General features: G+C 37.7%; 18 protein-coding genes. 6 read left to right on the plus strand and 12 right to left on the minus strand.

Annotation, left to right across the window (positions count from 1 at the left end):
- Positions 1-191: 191 nt before the first annotated feature.
- Complete coding sequence (locus LMC10_RS08575) at positions 192-1,043, plus strand: NAD(P)H-binding protein (protein WP_229269538.1); 852 nt, start codon at positions 192-194, stop codon at positions 1,041-1,043.
- 755 nt (positions 1,044-1,798) lie between these two features.
- On the opposite strand, the gene LMC10_RS08580 is transcribed toward LMC10_RS08575, so the two are convergent.
- The 3 genes from LMC10_RS08580 to LMC10_RS08590 form a co-directional block, all read right to left on the minus strand.
- Positions 1,799-2,005, minus strand: a complete 207-nt coding sequence (locus LMC10_RS08580) for a hypothetical protein (RefSeq protein ID WP_020843440.1) — start codon at positions 2,003-2,005, stop codon at positions 1,799-1,801.
- 191 nt (positions 2,006-2,196) lie between these two features.
- On the minus strand, positions 2,197-2,841 hold the full coding sequence (locus LMC10_RS08585) for an NAD(P)-dependent oxidoreductase (protein ID WP_229269539.1): 645 nt from the start codon (positions 2,839-2,841) through the stop codon (positions 2,197-2,199).
- A complete protein-coding gene (locus tag LMC10_RS08590; RefSeq protein ID WP_229269540.1) occupies positions 2,841-3,983 on the minus strand; it encodes a DUF3533 domain-containing protein in 1,143 nt (380 codons plus the stop codon). Before LMC10_RS08590 ends, LMC10_RS08585 begins: the two co-directional genes overlap by 1 nt.
- A 91-nt stretch (positions 3,984-4,074) precedes the next feature.
- Here LMC10_RS08590 and LMC10_RS08595 point away from each other — a divergent pair, with 91 nt between their 5' ends.
- Positions 4,075-4,653 (plus strand): TetR/AcrR family transcriptional regulator, encoded by a 579-nt coding sequence (locus LMC10_RS08595; RefSeq protein ID WP_153703580.1) that lies wholly within the window; start codon positions 4,075-4,077, stop codon positions 4,651-4,653.
- Positions 4,654-4,752: 99 nt separating this feature from the next.
- Here LMC10_RS08595 and LMC10_RS08600 read toward each other — a convergent pair whose 3' ends face one another.
- The gene (locus tag LMC10_RS08600; protein ID WP_229269541.1) at positions 4,753-5,631 is read right to left on the minus strand and encodes an aldo/keto reductase; all 879 of its coding nucleotides are present in this window, start codon (positions 5,629-5,631) and stop codon (positions 4,753-4,755) included.
- 120 nt (positions 5,632-5,751) lie between these two features.
- On the opposite strand from LMC10_RS08600, the gene LMC10_RS08605 reads away from it, so the two are divergent.
- Together LMC10_RS08605 and LMC10_RS08610 are read left to right on the plus strand one after the other, a co-directional pair.
- Positions 5,752-6,624, plus strand: coding sequence for a LysR family transcriptional regulator (locus LMC10_RS08605; RefSeq protein ID WP_229269542.1), 873 nt, complete (start codon positions 5,752-5,754; stop codon positions 6,622-6,624).
- Between the two features lie 76 nt (positions 6,625-6,700).
- A complete protein-coding gene (locus tag LMC10_RS08610) occupies positions 6,701-7,690 on the plus strand; it encodes an asparaginase (RefSeq protein WP_003675421.1) in 990 nt (329 codons plus the stop codon).
- Between the two features lie 178 nt (positions 7,691-7,868).
- On the opposite strand, the gene LMC10_RS08615 is transcribed toward LMC10_RS08610, so the two are convergent.
- The 4 genes from LMC10_RS08615 to LMC10_RS08630 all read right to left on the minus strand — a co-directional run bounded on the left by LMC10_RS08615 (position 7,869) and on the right by LMC10_RS08630 (position 10,684).
- Entirely contained in the window at positions 7,869-8,870 is a 1,002-nt protein-coding gene (locus LMC10_RS08615; RefSeq protein ID WP_229269544.1) for a DUF1002 domain-containing protein, read from the minus strand.
- A gap of 99 nt (positions 8,871-8,969) precedes the next feature.
- Positions 8,970-9,569: an NAD(P)H-binding protein gene (locus LMC10_RS08620; RefSeq protein ID WP_229269676.1), complete on the minus strand. Its 600-nt coding sequence runs from the start codon at positions 9,567-9,569 to the stop codon at positions 8,970-8,972.
- Between the two features lie 2 nt (positions 9,570-9,571).
- The gene (locus LMC10_RS08625; RefSeq protein WP_229269546.1) at positions 9,572-10,102 is read right to left on the minus strand and encodes a PadR family transcriptional regulator; all 531 of its coding nucleotides are present in this window, start codon (positions 10,100-10,102) and stop codon (positions 9,572-9,574) included.
- A 42-nt stretch (positions 10,103-10,144) separates the two neighbouring features.
- On the minus strand, positions 10,145-10,684 hold the full coding sequence (locus LMC10_RS08630) for a phenolic acid decarboxylase (protein ID WP_228341172.1): 540 nt from the start codon (positions 10,682-10,684) through the stop codon (positions 10,145-10,147).
- A 259-nt stretch (positions 10,685-10,943) separates the two neighbouring features.
- Between LMC10_RS08630 and LMC10_RS08635 the strand changes: the two genes are divergently transcribed.
- Positions 10,944-12,104: an RNA-guided endonuclease TnpB family protein gene (locus LMC10_RS08635; protein WP_229269547.1), complete on the plus strand. Its 1,161-nt coding sequence runs from the start codon at positions 10,944-10,946 to the stop codon at positions 12,102-12,104.
- Positions 12,105-12,225: 121 nt separating this feature from the next.
- Here the strand turns inward: LMC10_RS08635 and LMC10_RS08640 are convergent, their stop codons facing one another.
- The 3 genes from LMC10_RS08640 to LMC10_RS08650 are packed head-to-tail and all read right to left on the minus strand — an operon-like array spanning position 12,226 to position 14,584.
- On the minus strand, positions 12,226-13,086 hold the full coding sequence (locus LMC10_RS08640; protein WP_229269549.1) for an alpha/beta hydrolase: 861 nt from the start codon (positions 13,084-13,086) through the stop codon (positions 12,226-12,228).
- Complete coding sequence (locus tag LMC10_RS08645; protein ID WP_229269551.1) at positions 13,087-14,052, minus strand: alpha/beta hydrolase; 966 nt, start codon at positions 14,050-14,052, stop codon at positions 13,087-13,089.
- Position 14,053: 1 nt separating this feature from the next.
- Complete coding sequence (locus tag LMC10_RS08650; protein ID WP_229269553.1) at positions 14,054-14,584, minus strand: DapH/DapD/GlmU-related protein; 531 nt, start codon at positions 14,582-14,584, stop codon at positions 14,054-14,056.
- A 116-nt stretch (positions 14,585-14,700) separates the two neighbouring features.
- On the opposite strand from LMC10_RS08650, the gene LMC10_RS08655 reads away from it, so the two are divergent.
- Positions 14,701-15,570 (plus strand): LysR family transcriptional regulator, encoded by an 870-nt coding sequence (locus LMC10_RS08655; protein WP_229269554.1) that lies wholly within the window; start codon positions 14,701-14,703, stop codon positions 15,568-15,570.
- A 103-nt stretch (positions 15,571-15,673) separates the two neighbouring features.
- Here the strand turns inward: LMC10_RS08655 and LMC10_RS08660 are convergent, their stop codons facing one another.
- Positions 15,674-16,327: a hypothetical protein gene (locus LMC10_RS08660; protein WP_228341177.1), complete on the minus strand. Its 654-nt coding sequence runs from the start codon at positions 16,325-16,327 to the stop codon at positions 15,674-15,676.
- Between the last annotated feature and the right edge of the window lie 239 nt (positions 16,328-16,566).

Here is a 16,566-nt window from a genome sequence, read left to right on the forward strand (position 1 = left end):
ATTAAGCTATTCGCAGCCTCCCTCTAATTTTGTCGTATTATTATTTACACGTATAGATTAACATCTTTATTAAATAGTTTCAAAGGAATTTATTTAAACTAAAATACATGTTGACTTTATAAAAACACGTGTTATTATAATACCTGTAAATTAAAAAATAACAAGTCGAAAATTAAAGGAGATTGTTAATTATGAAATATGCTGTAACTGCCGCTACTGGTAACTTAGGACAAGCTGCTGTTAAAGAATTAAACAAGTTAGCTGGTGCAGAAAATGTTATTGTTATTGCCCGGAACACTGACAAGGCTGCTAAGCTCTTTCCTAATAATGAAGTTCGTCAAGGAGATTACGAAGATAAGTCATCAATGATCAATACTTTTAATGGAATTGATCGCGTTCTCTTTATTTCGTCTCAACCGGGTGGTAAGGTTGATCGTGCTACTGCTCATGCTAATGTAGTTGATGCATTAAAGGAAAACAATATTAAATTTGTTGCCTATACTAGTTTTCCCGACGCACAAAATTCTACTGCTGCCCTTGCAACTGACCACCGCCTTACAGAAAATGCAATTAAAGAAGCAGGCATTGATCACTCATTCCTTCGTAACAACTGGTACCTTGAAAACGAAATTGGTTTCCTTCAAAGTGGAGCTGCTAGTCGCGATGCATTGTACTGGGCTAACAACAAAGCTGGTTGGGCACTTGAGCGCGATTACGCTGAAGGAGCTGCAAAAGTCATTACCAGTGAAGCTCCTCGTGAAGTTTACGAATTTACTGGTAAAACCCGTACTTATGATGAATTAGGAAAGGCTCTTCAAGAAGCTACCGGCAATGATTTTGCTATCAAGCAAATTTCTCATGATGATTATGTAAAATCATTAGAAGAAGCTGGCTTAGATACCCCAACTGCTGAACTTTTCGCATCATTCCAAGACCCCATTAACTCTGGAAATCTTAATAAAGAAAGTAACGATTTAGAAGAGGTTTTTGGACACCCAGTTACTCCGCTTGTTGATGCCATCAAAGAAGTCCTTACACGGTAAAATCATTAATAAATATCACAAAAATAGAGAGGTTAAGAAAATTTTCGCCAATGTCATTAAGTTAATAACTTGACAAGTTTGAGTCATATCTATGCTTAATACTTTGGCAAATCTCCAGTCTAATTCAAAAGCAGCTAATTGGTAATTTATAATTGTCAATTAGCTGCTTTTGGTTATTTAAGACATACTAAAAGAGCCCCCTCGCTTATTTTGGTTGCTACTTACGCAACTCGGTAAACAAAACTAATTGCACTTTTTGCTTTTAACTTGCGCTTATCTCTGCGCCTTGGACTAGGTTTGTTATCAGTACCTCCCAGTTGGGCTTACCAGTTTTAGTTGTCCCAATCTGAAACTTACAAACCCGAAAATTGGTTGGACAAAATACGCCAAAATCCCAGCGCTGATCTATGGTATTCTTGGAATGAAAAGCTTTATAGTGATGCCAGTGGTGATAATTCGCTCTTTATTTTTGTGCGTGACGTAGTAATAATTAGAAGTTGTTACAAGACACTTGATTCGACGATCACATTCGCAATTCGGTAATTCCTTCATTTCTTTGATGCTTCTGCCAGCTATCCTAGCACGAATAACATAATAGGCTTTTGGCCGCCGATTGAGATTTTCAATTAGATTAAAGCTAGGATACCCCAGTTCATTGAGACGATTGAATTCTTTGACATTAAGCCAAACATATCTAGGGCCCCCTCACATTCATTCAATTTTGCTTTCTGTTGTTCAAAAGCCGGCACAGAAACTTAGTCATTAAGATCAGGGAAGGTATCAAATAATTCAGCATTAAGGCTGTTGTTCCACATATTCAGGATCGTTTTAATGATTGTTTTAGCAGGCAACTTACGATTACGTGTGAAATCATGTCCTAAATTAGTAAAATTATGAATACGATTAGTGGTTTCGTTGATAATTTGATTCAAAACGTTTAGATTATTGGTATGGTTAATCATATGTGACATGCTCCTTACTATAAGTTGAGGACTGTTAGATGAAAGGGATTGGCTTTCCTCTATTTAATTTAAAAAACAGATCAAGTTTAAAGCAAAGAATGAGGCTTCATCTACACAAATTGTGTAAATGAAACCTCATTCTTTTTGTCAATAGCTTAACTTAATGACATTGCGATATATATTCTCGGCATCTATTTTTCCTGCTTTGAACACATAAGTAATTTTTGCTGGTAGCTTTCCTCTCGATTTAATTGGCTAAGCATTACTGCTGCAACATCTGCACGATTCGTACGCGGTGCTCCTGGCATTTTATAACCGGAAGCTGCATTTCTAACCAGCGGATGTTCAGTCTTAGGACCATCGAAAAGTGGACTCGGATAAATTAACGTCCAGTTTAAGTTTGAGGCGATTAAATGGCGTTCTCCTTTCTCATGATCAGCCTGATTCCCCTTCAAAAATGTTTGAACCCCGATTTTATATGGATAAGTTACATTTCTGATAGTTTCACCAGTTCCCAAACTTGATAAAACAATAATCCGTGATACAGCAGCTAGTCTCATTATCTTAATTAATCGCGGCATAAAACTAGCAAATAAATCAGCGGAACTATCCTTAATTGGATTTCCCAGGGCAACTAATACTGCATCGCAAGACATCATTGCCTGCTGAAGCTTTGTTGTCTCCTCAAGTGTTCCTTGAATTATCGTTAAATTTTCTTGTGAATTTAATTTTTCAGGAGAACGCACATATGCTACCACTTCATGTCCATCTGATAACGCTTGCCGAACTAATTCCTGTCCCGTTCGTCCAGTTGCTCCAAGAATAAATAGTTTCATTAGTTGCTACCTTCTTTCTTATTATCCTTCTTAAATTGAGCAGTAATTATTAGAATTAATCCTGTAATTATCGTATAGATTAGTCCCATCACTACAGAGTTTGCAGGTCCATGGTTAAAGTACATAATGCTTTTTACTCCCCTATACATGTAAGACATCGGGAGCCAATCAGCTAATGTACTATAAAAACCATTTAACGATTCAGGAACTGCAGTCAATAATGGTGCTGCAAAGAATAGCAGTAACATAAAAACTGGAATTGAAATTATCCCAACCCATGATTCTACCCCATTAATAAAGATAATGAAGGCAAAAGCACATAGCGACATAAATAGCCCCAGTTCAGTAAAGTTAGGAATATTGACATCCAAAATCCAAGATTGTAATGCGGGAACTCCATAACCGATCACTAAAGCTGATATACCAGCAGCTATTAGTTGAACAAACAAAGCTGAAAATTTTTCTTTAAGCGATTTAAATCGAATTTTTGAGAATGCAAATCCTAAAAGCATTGACGTTCCTAGGCTTCCAAGCCATACCGATTGAAAGAAGTGTGCGCCACCATTTGCCAAATCGCCAGTTTTATTAACCTTTTCTTTTTTTATGGTTAATGGATTGGATAAATTCAAAGCCATTGTTGATGGGATTGATGTTGACCTATTCGCTACGTTTTGTAGTAAGTTAGTGCTGAGTTTATTATTTAATTGGGTTGTCATCTGCGTCAATGCAGTATTGACTTGGGTTGTAACAGCTGTTCCCATCCCCTCATTAATAATAATCTTTAATTCTGCTTTTTGTGCATTAGGTGCTGTTAAGCTTTGAAGTTTTTCTGAAAAATCTTTAGGGATAACAATTGCCCCATAATATTTTTCCCGATTCATATCTTTCAATAGCTTTTTTTCAGAGTCAAACACTGTCCATTTAATACTCATTGCTGAAGAGTTTGAAGAACTAGTTGTTTTTGTTATTTGTTTTGTCAAATTTTCTCCAGTTGCTCCGCTATCTTCATTTACAATAGCGATTGGCAAATCGTTAACTTTAACATGAGTTGAAGGTATTGCAGTAATTGAAAAGTAGGCTCCGATAAATAAAGCTACTATAATTGGCAACCATAAAAATTTGTTTTTTAATAGTTTTAACATAGCAATCTCCTCTTCTTTCTAATAATATCGTCATTATAAAAAAGAGGGTGTTATACTAGAACTACAAAAAGCTACAAGGTGTTGCATTTTTATGAAAAAATCTAAAACTGAGAAAAAAATTCAAGATGCCTTACTATTACTTTTAAAAACGGAAAGTATTAACCATATCACCATGAGCCAGGTTGCTCAAAAAGCTAATCTCAATCGTGTCACTCTCTATCGACATTACAATGATAAATGGGACATTTTAGAGAGTATAGAACAAGAATTTCTTCATAAGCTAGACACTCCGCATGCAAAAATGATAACTAATCTTCAGCTGACTACTCAGTCTTTACATCCCCATCCTAATTTAAGAGCCCTAACAAGCTTCTTTAAGGTCTTTCAAGATAATTTTCCCCTTTTGCAAGTTCTTATGGGCCCAAATGCCAACTTAGGATTTACTAATAAATTAATGACTTATTTAATCAACTTAGAAGAAAAGTCACATCCTTACATTCCAGTTAGTATCCAGAAATTGAATCCAGATATGTTTTCTTACTACAGTATTTCCGCTTTGATCGGAATAATTCAATTTTGGCGAAAAAATCAAAATTACTCACCATCACAAATGGCAGAATTTTTCTTTAAAATTCGTATCGGTGCTATTAAAGAATTCCAAAACAAATGAAAATAAGGCCAAGCGTTCTGATAAAAATAAAAAACTTGGGACTGTTAAAATCACCAAGTTTTTTCTTATAGCATCCTCTAATAAACCTTCCCAAAACTTTTATTTTTCGTCATTTTGAACCATCTTTAAGCTGGAGCCAAAGATCTGTTCAATCGTAACCGGGTCACGGTGGTCAAAGAATTGGCTTTCGTTCTTGTTAAGACTAGCCATTTTTTTCATATCATCATCGGAAAGTTCAAAATCAAAGACATCGATATTTTCTTCCATCCGGTTCTTGTGGACTGACTTTGGAATAACAGTAATGCCCCGTTGTAAAAGCCAGCGAAGAATTACTTGACCATTGCTCTTGCCATACTTGGCAGCAATTTCCGCAATTGTTTCGTTGGTAAAGATATCATGCTTACCTTCCGCAAATGGTGCCCATGCTTCAACACGAATATCTTCACTTTGCGCAAACTTAACCTCTTGATCTTGCTGGTACCAAGGGTTAACTTCGATTTGGTTGACCGCTGGCTTAACCGGCATTGTTAATTCGAGATCCTTTAGTTGATCAGCGTAGAAGTTCGATACACCGATTGCGCGAATCTTACCTTCTTTCTGTGCTTCTTGTAATGCTCGCCAAGCACCCATTGTATCGCCATATGGTTGGTGGAGAAGGTAAAGATCCATGTAATCAAGGCCAAGTTTTTGCAGTGAAGCGTCAATCCCCGCTTTAGCCCGCTTATAGTTAAAATCAGACACCCATAACTTAGAAGTTACAAAGACATCTTCACGGTTTACACTACTATTCTTAATTGCCTTTCCAACTGCTTCTTCATTTTGGTAAGCAGCAGCAGTATCGATTAAACGATAGCCTACTTCAAGCGCATTGGTAACTGCTTGTTCAGCTTGGCTTAAGTCTGGAACTTGGAATACTCCAAATCCAAGGGTTGGCATTTCTACTCCGTTATTTAATTTTACTGTTGGTACATTTGTCATAATAATTCTTCCTTCCTGTAATTAATCATTGTCTATATATTAATTGCTAATTTACAAATTGAAAATTACTACCTTTACATGGTAGTATACAATCAGCGCATACTATTAAGGAGTGGTCCAATGATCGACAATTACTTGCTTGAAGAATTAGTGACCTTTGCCAGTGAAAAAACACTTGCTAAAACCGCTGAAAAACTTAACGTTACCCAACCGACCGTTACCCGGGGGATGCAAAAATTAGAAGACGAGCTTGGAATTCAATTATTTGACCGCCAACCCAACCGCATTGTCCTCACTGATACTGGAAAATTAGCTGCTGAAAAAGCTACTGAAGTTCTCGCCGTCAACCGTAATTTTGTTCAACAACTTCAAAATTATGCTGCTCGACAATCAATAATTAAAATTGCATCAATTGCTCCGGGCCCATTAATTCTGCTTCGTGTAAAAAGTGCATCTTTCTCTACACAAATTTCGATTGACGAGCAGTTTATTACTCCTGACCAAATCACCGCTTCACTTTTAAATAATGAAAATTCAATAATTATCAGCGACCAAGAGATTCAAACTGATCAAATTGAATCACGTTATTTAGGTGCTGAAAATCTCTATGTTAATCTTGATAAATTTATGTACCTTGCTAATTCCCAACAGGTTTCTTTTAAGGACCTAGCCGGATTAAGCTTTGTCGTTTTGAACGATATCGGACCATGGAAAGAAATTATCCAAAAATATATTCCAAATGCTAAATTTTTATATCAAGAAGAATGGGCCGCACTTACTGAAATCACCAAATATTCCAGTTTCCCATACTTTAGCACTAATATAACAACAGCTAATCCACGACAACGTACTTCAAAGGACGATCGAGTCAGACTCCCAATTACCGATGAAGCTGCGACAATGACGTTTTATGCTAACTACCTTAAGAAACAAAAAAATTCTTTAACGCCCCTACTTAATGAAATTAATCAAAATTGGCCTAATTTAAGTTAAATTATAGGCGTTTAACTTGTTTCGCTGAAAATCCCTATTTAAAATATTAATAAAAAATGAATCATGGTGACTAAAAATGACGAAAAAATTATTACTCCTTTCAACCGGTGGAACTATTGCCTCGGTTGTCTCTGATGAAGGACTAGCTCCAGGCGAATCTGGCGAGGAATTAATCAAAATGCTTGGTCGGCTGGAATATGACATTACCGTTCGTGATATTCTCGAATTAGATTCATCCAATATTCAACCAGAAGAATGGAAAATTATTGCCGAAGCGATCTATGACCATCGTAACGAATATGATGGAATCGTCGTTTCACATGGGACAGATACGATGGCTTATACTGCTTCGATGCTGACTTTCATGCTTCAACATATAAATATTCCGGTTGTGCTAACTGGAAGCCAAGTTCCTATGAATGTGATTCTTAGTGATGCCCCTGATAACTTACGACTTGCCTTTGCAGCCGCTGCTAACTGCGAGCCAGGAGTCTATATTGCTTTTAATCGTAAAGTAATGCGTGGTTGTCGGAGTGTTAAAGTGCGGACAACCGCCTTCGATGCTTTCGAAAGTGTGAATGTCCCACCAGTAGGAGAAGTTACTTCAGACGGCTTTTCAATTAGGGATCACCGGCATCCCCAACCTGGTAAAAGTCAATTAAATACTAAGATCGATACTCATGTTTCACTGGTAAAGCTCTTCCCCGGATTTGATCCTGCCTTGCTCCATGCAATGGCTAAGAATGGCTGTCATGGAATTGTGATTGAAGCGTATGGTCTCGGAGGAATGACCTCGATTCGGCGAAATATGGTCGCTGCGGTTGGTGAATTAATTCGAAACGGCATTCCAATTATTACTTCCAGTCAGTGTCTTTACGAACGAAGCGACTTGACAAAATACGAGGTCGGACGACTTGCACTACTAGAAGGAGCAATCAGCGCCCGCGACATGACTTCCGAAAGTGCTATCACTAAATTAATGTGGGGTCTTGGTCAAGGGATGGATGTTAAAGAAATTGCAGACTTCTTCAATACCGATGTTGCTGGTGAAGTAACTTTAGACTAAACGAATAAGAGGACTGTGACATAAGTTAAGTTACTTTCATAAAAAGCAAATACGCAGTACAACAATGGCCTCTAACGTCCGGCAAAACCGAACGTTAGAGGCCTATTGTTGCTTGCGGGGGCTCGAAAACGAAGTCACAAGTGACTTCTGTCTCGCTCCCTCTTATTTTTTACGTCAATTAAAACCAACTACGGATCCAGTTAACAAATCGGGTCCACCAAGACTGAGCTTGTTGCTTAACTGCCTGACCATCTTGAGAATTTAAGAATTTTTTCGCCTTATTCATCATATCTCCTGATGAGTTCTTTACATTATTAATTGTATCAGTTACGTGCGAGCTATAGTCTTTACTTGAACTAATTGGAGCATTATTAAATTGAACAAGCGCATTAATAATTGGTTGTTCATGATTCTTTGTTTCATTGTAAATGTTTCGCTCTTCAAGTTTCTGATTAAAGATTACTTGAATTTGATTTTGCGTTGGGGTAGTTCCTTGTTTCTTTTGTTGGTTAATTTCTTTAGTGGTATCACCAACCGCAGCCATCAACTTACCAGGATATTTACTATCATCCTTATTAGCTTCAATTGCCCCATTTGTTGCGGTCAACATTTGGTTAGCAGATTGAGTATTTTGCTCATTTAAACTAACTCCATCTGCCGCAATTGCTTTATAGACTCCGGTTAAAGCTGACTCTCCAGAAACAGCCCGGTTAGCGCTAACGGTAATAGTAACATCCGTAACCCCCGCCATTTGCGCAACCATAGCGTACTGTTGGGCAGTGACTTTCGTAATATTATCCTCACCATTAAACTTTTTTACATTAACTTTAATCCCTGAACCTGGATCGGTGGGGACAATTGCTACCGAACTAACCATGGCAGCATTAGTTGTCGAACCATTTGGATTAATATACTTCTGATAATCACTGGCAGTAGCGGTTAACGTTGTAAAGTTATCATCGACTGCTAGCACATTATTTAATTCATTCTTCTCGGCAGCCCCTGCTCCATATACAACATATGATTTATTTAACGTATGGGTCTGGGTAGTTGAACTGCTGCTCGTACTTTCACTAGTTATCTCAGCCGCCAAAACTGTGGCCTGGCTAACTGGCACTGCTAATAAAGATAGTGCGAGAGTAGAAGTAATAATGATTTTTGTTAACTTATTTGAGCGCACTTTTTTACTCCTTTTAAGGCAAATTAAATTTATGTTAATGATAAGAAAAATGAAGGGAAATTACTAGCCATTTCTAATATCTTTAAAACAGTTTAATGATTAGGCAGGCGTATTAATACCGACACTCTCCTGACAATAAAGGTGTTCATTAGCTATCAATTTTAAAACTAAATCAGCGATCGAACTAATTGTTACATACTTTCCGCCAAAAGGTTCTCCCTTGTGTGTAATCTCATAGTCAACCGGACCACGCATAAATTTACCAGGACGAATAATCGTATAATCCAGGTCAGTTGCTTCGATTTCATCTGCCGCATCACGATACGGCCGCAATACCGGATTATATTCTAAATTACCACCAACACCAATGAAATTAGGAATTTCATTATAGATTCCCATTGAAGTAATGAAAATTAAACGGTCTACTTTTTGGCGTTTCATCGCTGCGATAATCTTTTCTGCATATACTCCTAAAGGCCCGCTCAATGCGACAAAAATTGCATCCTGGTTCTTAACCGCGCTATCTAGATCAGCATCGTTCATGACGTTCCCCGCAATAATTTGCTCTTGTGGATTTGGGTCAAGCTGGTCAGCAGAACGGGCAAATAATGTAAGATGGTGATTAGACTCTTTTAGTAATTTCTGCCGAACTGCACTGCCTAACGTTCCTGTTGCACCAATAATTAATACGTTTTTCATTCCTACTCCCCGATCTCTTTCAGCCATGCTATCTGTCCTTTTGTTCGCGAAATAGCTCGTGTCAGAATTAAATAGTGTCCATAATTGGTTTTAATAGCAGTCTTATTAGGAAAAACTTGCTTTAATCGTTGTTGAAGATATTTTAACTCTTTTTCTAATAGCAAAAGTTGCCGATTAATCATTTGAGGAATTCGTTTATCATTCTTATCCTTAATAAAAAATAATTTTAACGAGAATAGATCTTCGTGGATGGGAAGGTCTGCCACTAATTGGTCAAGCCAATTATTCAAAACTTCTTGCCCTTCTGACGTTATTTGATAATATCGTTCCTTTGCATTTTCTTGACTAGTTGAAGCAGCGATCCAACCATCATTCACCATTCTTTTTAATTCTGGATAAATTTGACTATGCGATGCGCGCCAAAAATCGCCAATTTCAGTTTCAAATTCAGCAGTAATCTCGCGCCCGGTAATGTGCGGACGGTTATTAATAATTCCTAAAATAATAAAAGGAAGAATTCGTTTTTTTGGCATTGTAAAGCCCTCCAACTGTTAATTCTTCCTTTATTATACTAATTATTTATTGATCCGGTGGTAATTTCCATCAAAGTAACGTCCTTCACGAATATCATCCGTAATCCCATCATATGGTGCTTCAGAAATTACATCCTCATTGTTTTGACCAGCATCTCCCATATAGGTAATGTGGGCAAACTCTGGAACGACTAACTTAGGATATGTATCATATTTTTCCCGTGCTTCATGCATCCGATCAATATGCTCATTTTGGAAAGTTACCGTAATTTCAGGATGTTGCTTTACCCACGCTGGGAAAAAGATTGTTCCATTAAGTTTCTTTTCATTTGGAACAAAGTCAAGTGCTACATCAGTCCCCGTCGGTTCAGTCCAAGCAACTTTATAAATACCTTCTGTCAACATTACGATATTTGCTTCTTGGTCTTTTACCCAACGGCCTGCTACCATCCCACCGTGAATCCGGTAATCAACAGTATGGTCATTCTTAGCATACCATTCATATTCCCAACCATTATCGTAAGTATAAATAAAGTGGGTCCCAAGAAAATCATCAAGGGTCTTAAACGTTTTTTCGGTCATTTTGATCATCCTTTCAATTCTCTTCTCTATGCATTTTTATTTTATGTCGTTATCGACACAATGTCAAATAAAAAAAGAAATGAAAATTTTTCCATTCCTTTTTACTGAAAATTATAGGCAGAAATCCTGTGACTTTAGTCATGGAATTTCTGCCTTCCATAGCAGCCATGAGGCTGCTTTTTCTTACTAAAAAGTCTATAAAATCTAGTTTTCGCCCCTGCAAATTTAGTAAAATTAAAGCATAAAGTCATGTGAAAATATGACCACAGTTTTGAAAGGGATCAAGCTTCGCTTGTACCCCAACAAGCAACAACAAACTCAACTATGTCAAATGTTTGGCAATGACCGCTTTGTTTGGAACCAGATGCTTGATATGGCAAAACAACGTTATCAAAACAATCCTAGTAGCCAGTTTGTTGATCAATATGGCATGGATGCATTGTTGAAACCTTTGAAGCAGGAATATCCATTTCTAAAACGTAGTGATTCTACCAGTCTCCAAGTTGTTAACCATAACTTATATCAGGCCTTTCAAAGGTTATTTAAGCATCTGGGTGGTTACCCACGCTTTAAATCCAGACGGTCTGCTAAGCAGTCCTATACTGGTAAAAGCAAAATTCAAATAGTGGCGAGCCGCTATTTGAAATTACCCAAAATTGGCTATATTAAAACCAGCAAAACTCGCCAGTTAACTCATTGTAAGATCAAACGCTATACGGTTAGTTACGATCCATCGGGTCGTTATTACCTGTCACTACAGGTTGAGACCACAGTGCAGCCACTACCGAAGACTAGTCAACAGGTCGGCATTGACGTCGGCATAACTAATTTAGCCATTACTAGTGACGGCCATAAGTATGCTAAATTTGACGCTGCCTGGTTAACTCAACAGGCGCAACATTGGCAGTCTAAGTATAGTCGCCGCTGTCATCAAGCCACGGTGAGTGTCCGTCAATGGAACCATAACCATCAGGACGTCAAAGAGGAACTGAATGACTACCAGAACTGGCAACGGGCCCGGATTCAGAAAGCTCGCTATCAACGACGAGTCGCTGATCAGCGGCGTGATTACCTGCATAAGCTGACGATGGCATTGGTCACGCAATACGATGTGATTGTCATTGAAGATTTGAAAGTCAAGAATCTGCAAAAGAATCATCATCTTGCCGCGGCCATTGCCAACGCTAGTTGGCATCAATTCCGTACCATGCTGGGATACAAGTGTGACTGGTATGGTAAACAGCTCATTACTGTCAAGCCCAACTATACTAGTCAAATCTGTAGTCATTGTAACTACCATAGTGGGTCCAAACCGCTCACAATTCGTGAATGGACGTGTCCAAAGTGTGGGGCCCATCACGATCGGGATATTAATGCGGCAGTTAATATTCTGCATAAAGGGTTAAAAGCCGTTGGCTAGGGACTAGCCGTGGTAAAAGAACGAAGTTCTGTAAGTTAGGTATTTGGAATACCAATGTAACAGCCTAAATACTACTTCGCGTTCCCAGAAACCGCCGCCTTTAGTCGGTGTGTAGTTCATTCTATTTTTCCCATAAAAACTTAATTAATTCACGGTTTACTTGGCTGTTATTGTGGAGCTTACTGTGTTGGGCATTCTTTCCATGAATTTCAACTTCGCGGTATGATTTTGCACGATCACTGACTAAATACTTTAATGATTTAGCAGAATTTACCGGTACATCTTCGTCCGAATGACTGCCATCCCCAACATCCCCGTAAATATTTAACACGGCTGTATTTCTGGGAAAGCTCTGCCGTAAGCCAAGTAATTCACGGTAAGAAGAATCCATTTTATCTGGTTCGCCTGTCTTGGAGTTTACTTTCGCATTTTGAACATTACTTTGGCCTACCAGTCCATTATAGTGACCAGCAATCGCTACTAAGTGGGCTACTTGCGGAAGGCTTTTATCATTTACATTGTCATTAATATAATTGATAATTTCCAAGTTTCCCATTGAATGGCCCACAAGGTTAATTTGCTTATAATGGTGTTGTTTTTCTAAAGCTAATACCACATTTTTTACATATTCACCGCCATGATGATAACCTTGCGTGTAATCATCTTGATATGCACTTAATTTATTATCTTCAAGGTTAACTTCCACAATCGGATTAACGGCATTTGCTGGAATTTGATGGTTAAATGTTACTTTCCCTTTTCTGTCAACGTTTGCCCGCACAATTGTCTTCGTAACACCGGCATCACGGGCAGCATTGGCCATCTTTTCTTCAGCATGAGAACTACTACCCCACCCATGAACAAAAATCGTCGGTGTTGATGATTGAACATAATGGGTTAAAGCATGTGCTCGTGAACTTATTCCTAATAGGCCAATTAAAATAACAGCAAAGCCTAATAATAATTGAGAATACTTTTTCATCTAATCTTCCTTTACAAAAGCTTCATCAAAGAATTGTTTAATCTTATTAAATGGTATTTTATCAACTCGATCATAAAGGTCAATATGTTCACAATCATCTACAACATACATCTCTTTAGGTTCTTTTGCTAGCTTATAAGCTCGTTCAGAGAAAGCACGTGAATGAGCATGATCACCAAAAATAAAAAGAATTGGCCGTGGGGAAATCTCGTCAATATAAGCTAACGCCGGAAATTGCATCATGGCTAGGTTGGAAGTAGTAGTGAAATTTCCGCGAGCATGAGCATGAAAACCACGAGGAACAGCATAGAATCGATTCCATTCATTAGTAATCGGATCGGTTTCTGGCAATGCATCAACATTCGGGTAAGGTTTAGTTGGGAAACTTGGCTTATATTCAGGAATCCCGCTTGCATAATCTTCCCAGCGTTGGTTAGCTAACTCTTCTTTCATTTTATTTAACTCTTCATCGCTTAGGTTCATCATCCCACGAACATCAGTAATATCATACATTGATGCGGTAGCAACGGCTTTAATCCGCGGATCTACCGCAGCAGCTGCTAGTGCAAAGCCACCAGAACCACAAATTCCAATAACCCCAATTTTGTTACGATCAACAAACGGAACGTCAACGCCAAGAAAGTCAACCGCTGCACTAAATGATTCTGCAAATAAACCTGGGGAGGAAACGCGTCGTGGCTCGCCAGCAGAATCCCCCATATTGGCTTGATCAAAAGTTAATACAACAAAGCCACGCTGAGCAAGTTCATTACCATACACGGCTGGTCCTTGTTCTTTCACCCCACCATATGGCGCACCAATAATTAGAGCAGGGTGCTTTTCTTTAATATCTAAACCTTTAGCGTAATAAAGGTCACCGGCTAATTCTAAGCCATAACGATTTTTAAAATTAATACTTTGCCGTTCTACGTTTTCTGATAATGGTGTAATGTATCCAAATGACATATTATTCTCCTCCGATTTTTTTAATTACTTTAGCAGGAACGCCTGCAACAACAGTATTGGCAGGAACATCTTTACTAACAACTGCTCCCGCTGCAACAACAGCATTCTCTCCAACTGTAACACCTGGTAAGATTGTAGCGTTTGCACCAAGCCAGGCATTTTCCTTAATAAGGACTGCTTTCAATTCAACACCGTGGCGCTTTTCTGGATCAAGGGGATGATTTACCGAAATAATTGTTACATTAGGTCCGACTAGAACTTTATCTTCCAATTCAATTCCGCCGAGATCAGTAAACATCGCACCACTGTTAATAAATACTTGTTTCCCAATTCTCAAGTTAGCTCCGTAATCGCTACGGATCGGCAAGCGAATTTCAACAGAGTCATCTATTTTTTGACCAGTTACATCATTGAGGATGTGGCGAATTTCTCTTTGCGATGCCGGTCGACTATTCAATTGTTGAAGCAAGTCTTGATTTTTTAAGGCCGTGGCCGTGATTGTCGCAAGTTCTTCTTTTTTAATCTCTTTCATTTTCATCCCTCTTTTGCCTGAAATTATTGTTTATATCTTATCGAGTTTTTATAATAATGTTAAATACTTATATTTAATAACATACTATAGTTAAAAAGCATATCGGGGTGATCAAAATGGAAGTTCGTGTACTGAGGTATTTTATCGAAGTAGTTCAAGAAAGAAACATTTCAAATGCAGCTAAAAGATTACATATTTCTCAGCCGACACTATCACGACAATTAATGGATCTTGAAAAGGAACTAGGGATCACTTTGTTTGAACGAGGACACCGGCAAATCAAACTTACCCAAGAAGGCTACTATTTATATGAACGGGCGCAAGAGATTACTGGTCTCGTTGACAAAACTGAAACAGACCTGCAATCGCAAAAGATCATTAGCGGAACATTAGATATCGGTGCTGGAGAAAGTACAGCTATTCAACCAGTAATGACTGTAATTGGTAACCTGCTCAAAGAATACCCAGATATCAAGATTAATTTAGTAAGTGGCGATAGTGACCTGATCTACCAGCGTTTAAATAACGGTACCTTGGATTTTGGAATCATAATGGGACCAGAAAAACTCCTAAATTATCATTCCATTAGTTTGCCACAAAAGAATATCTGGGGAATCTTAGTCCGAAAAGATCATCCGCTTGCAGAGAAGGAAAAGATTACTCCGCAAGATCTAAAGGGTGTCCCTATTATTACGTCAGCTCAATCAAAACAACAAGACGTTTTTAGAAGTTGGGCCGGTTCATTGATTGATCAGTTTAATTTCATTGGCCAGTACAATTTAATTTTTAATGCTCGTTTATTAGTCGAGACAGGAGCGTGCCTTGCATTAACCTATGAAAATCTGATCAATATCGCTGGAACTAATCTTGTCTTTCGTCCTTTAACCCCTACTATTACAGATCAAAATAATCTCATTTGGAATAAAAACCGTCAATTATCTAACGTTGCGCAGGTTTTCTTGAACCACTTAAAGGAAGTGCAATGAGTTTTACCATTACAAAAAAAAGCAAACGACCTTATCCTAAAACGAATAAGGCCGCTCAAACTTATATGACTGAAACTCTAAAATACCATTAAACTACTGCTGTCTATAGGTCTTGAAGTTCTTCCATATGGTCTGCTGTTTTTTGATCTAAGTCATTATGCTCATCAGTAAAATCATTGTAACTACCACTAATATTAGTTGCATGATTAGCAAAATGTTTTAAGTCTAAGTACGATTTATGGATAGTTTCCTTGTCGGATTTCTTTACAGAATCATTTTTCTGAATTTTTTGATCTAGGTCATGCAGGTCATTAACTTTACTATCAATTTCATCAATCTCGTCGGTATGATTACTTTGGATAGTCTCAACGGCAGATTCTACATCAAAATCATCAGAATTATCTATTGCATCACTCCATTCTTTTCCTTCTTGCTTTGAAAGATCTTCAACCTTAGAACCAAGTGTGCCGTATTGATCAATAAAATCTTCTTTATCGTCCTTATAATTTGATTTGTTCTTTTCCTGTTGTTCTGTAGCTTGTTGTTCTTGAGCTTCATCAATACTTCCCTGTGCCATTCCAGCAATTAATAGTGAAATAATCATTACTATAAGACTAATCCAAAAATATTTTTTATTTTTCTTAAGTGATTCATTCTCTTTATCTTTTCTTCCTTTAAACCACCTAACCCCATAGACAATTGCGACTATAAACGCAACAAAAAACACCAAATCAAATAACGTTACCAACATCTCCATAATATAAATATCCTCCTCAAATATACAAAAATGGTCAACCAGCGTAGCTAATTGCGTCGATTGACCATTTAGTTTTAAAACTCTTACATTTTACCAAAAATTCCTTAAACTGCATATATTTAATACAAGAACCACCACTAATTTGACTAATCGGATAAAATTTTAGATTAATAGTCAAAGTCTTCTTTTATATCATCAAAAAAGCGCTGAATAACTAGATTTCTCCAGCCTCAGCGCTT

It is taken from the genome of Limosilactobacillus reuteri subsp. simiae (assembly GCF_020784875.1).
GTDB classification, from domain to species: Bacteria; Bacillota; Bacilli; order Lactobacillales; family Lactobacillaceae; genus Limosilactobacillus; species Limosilactobacillus reuteri_H.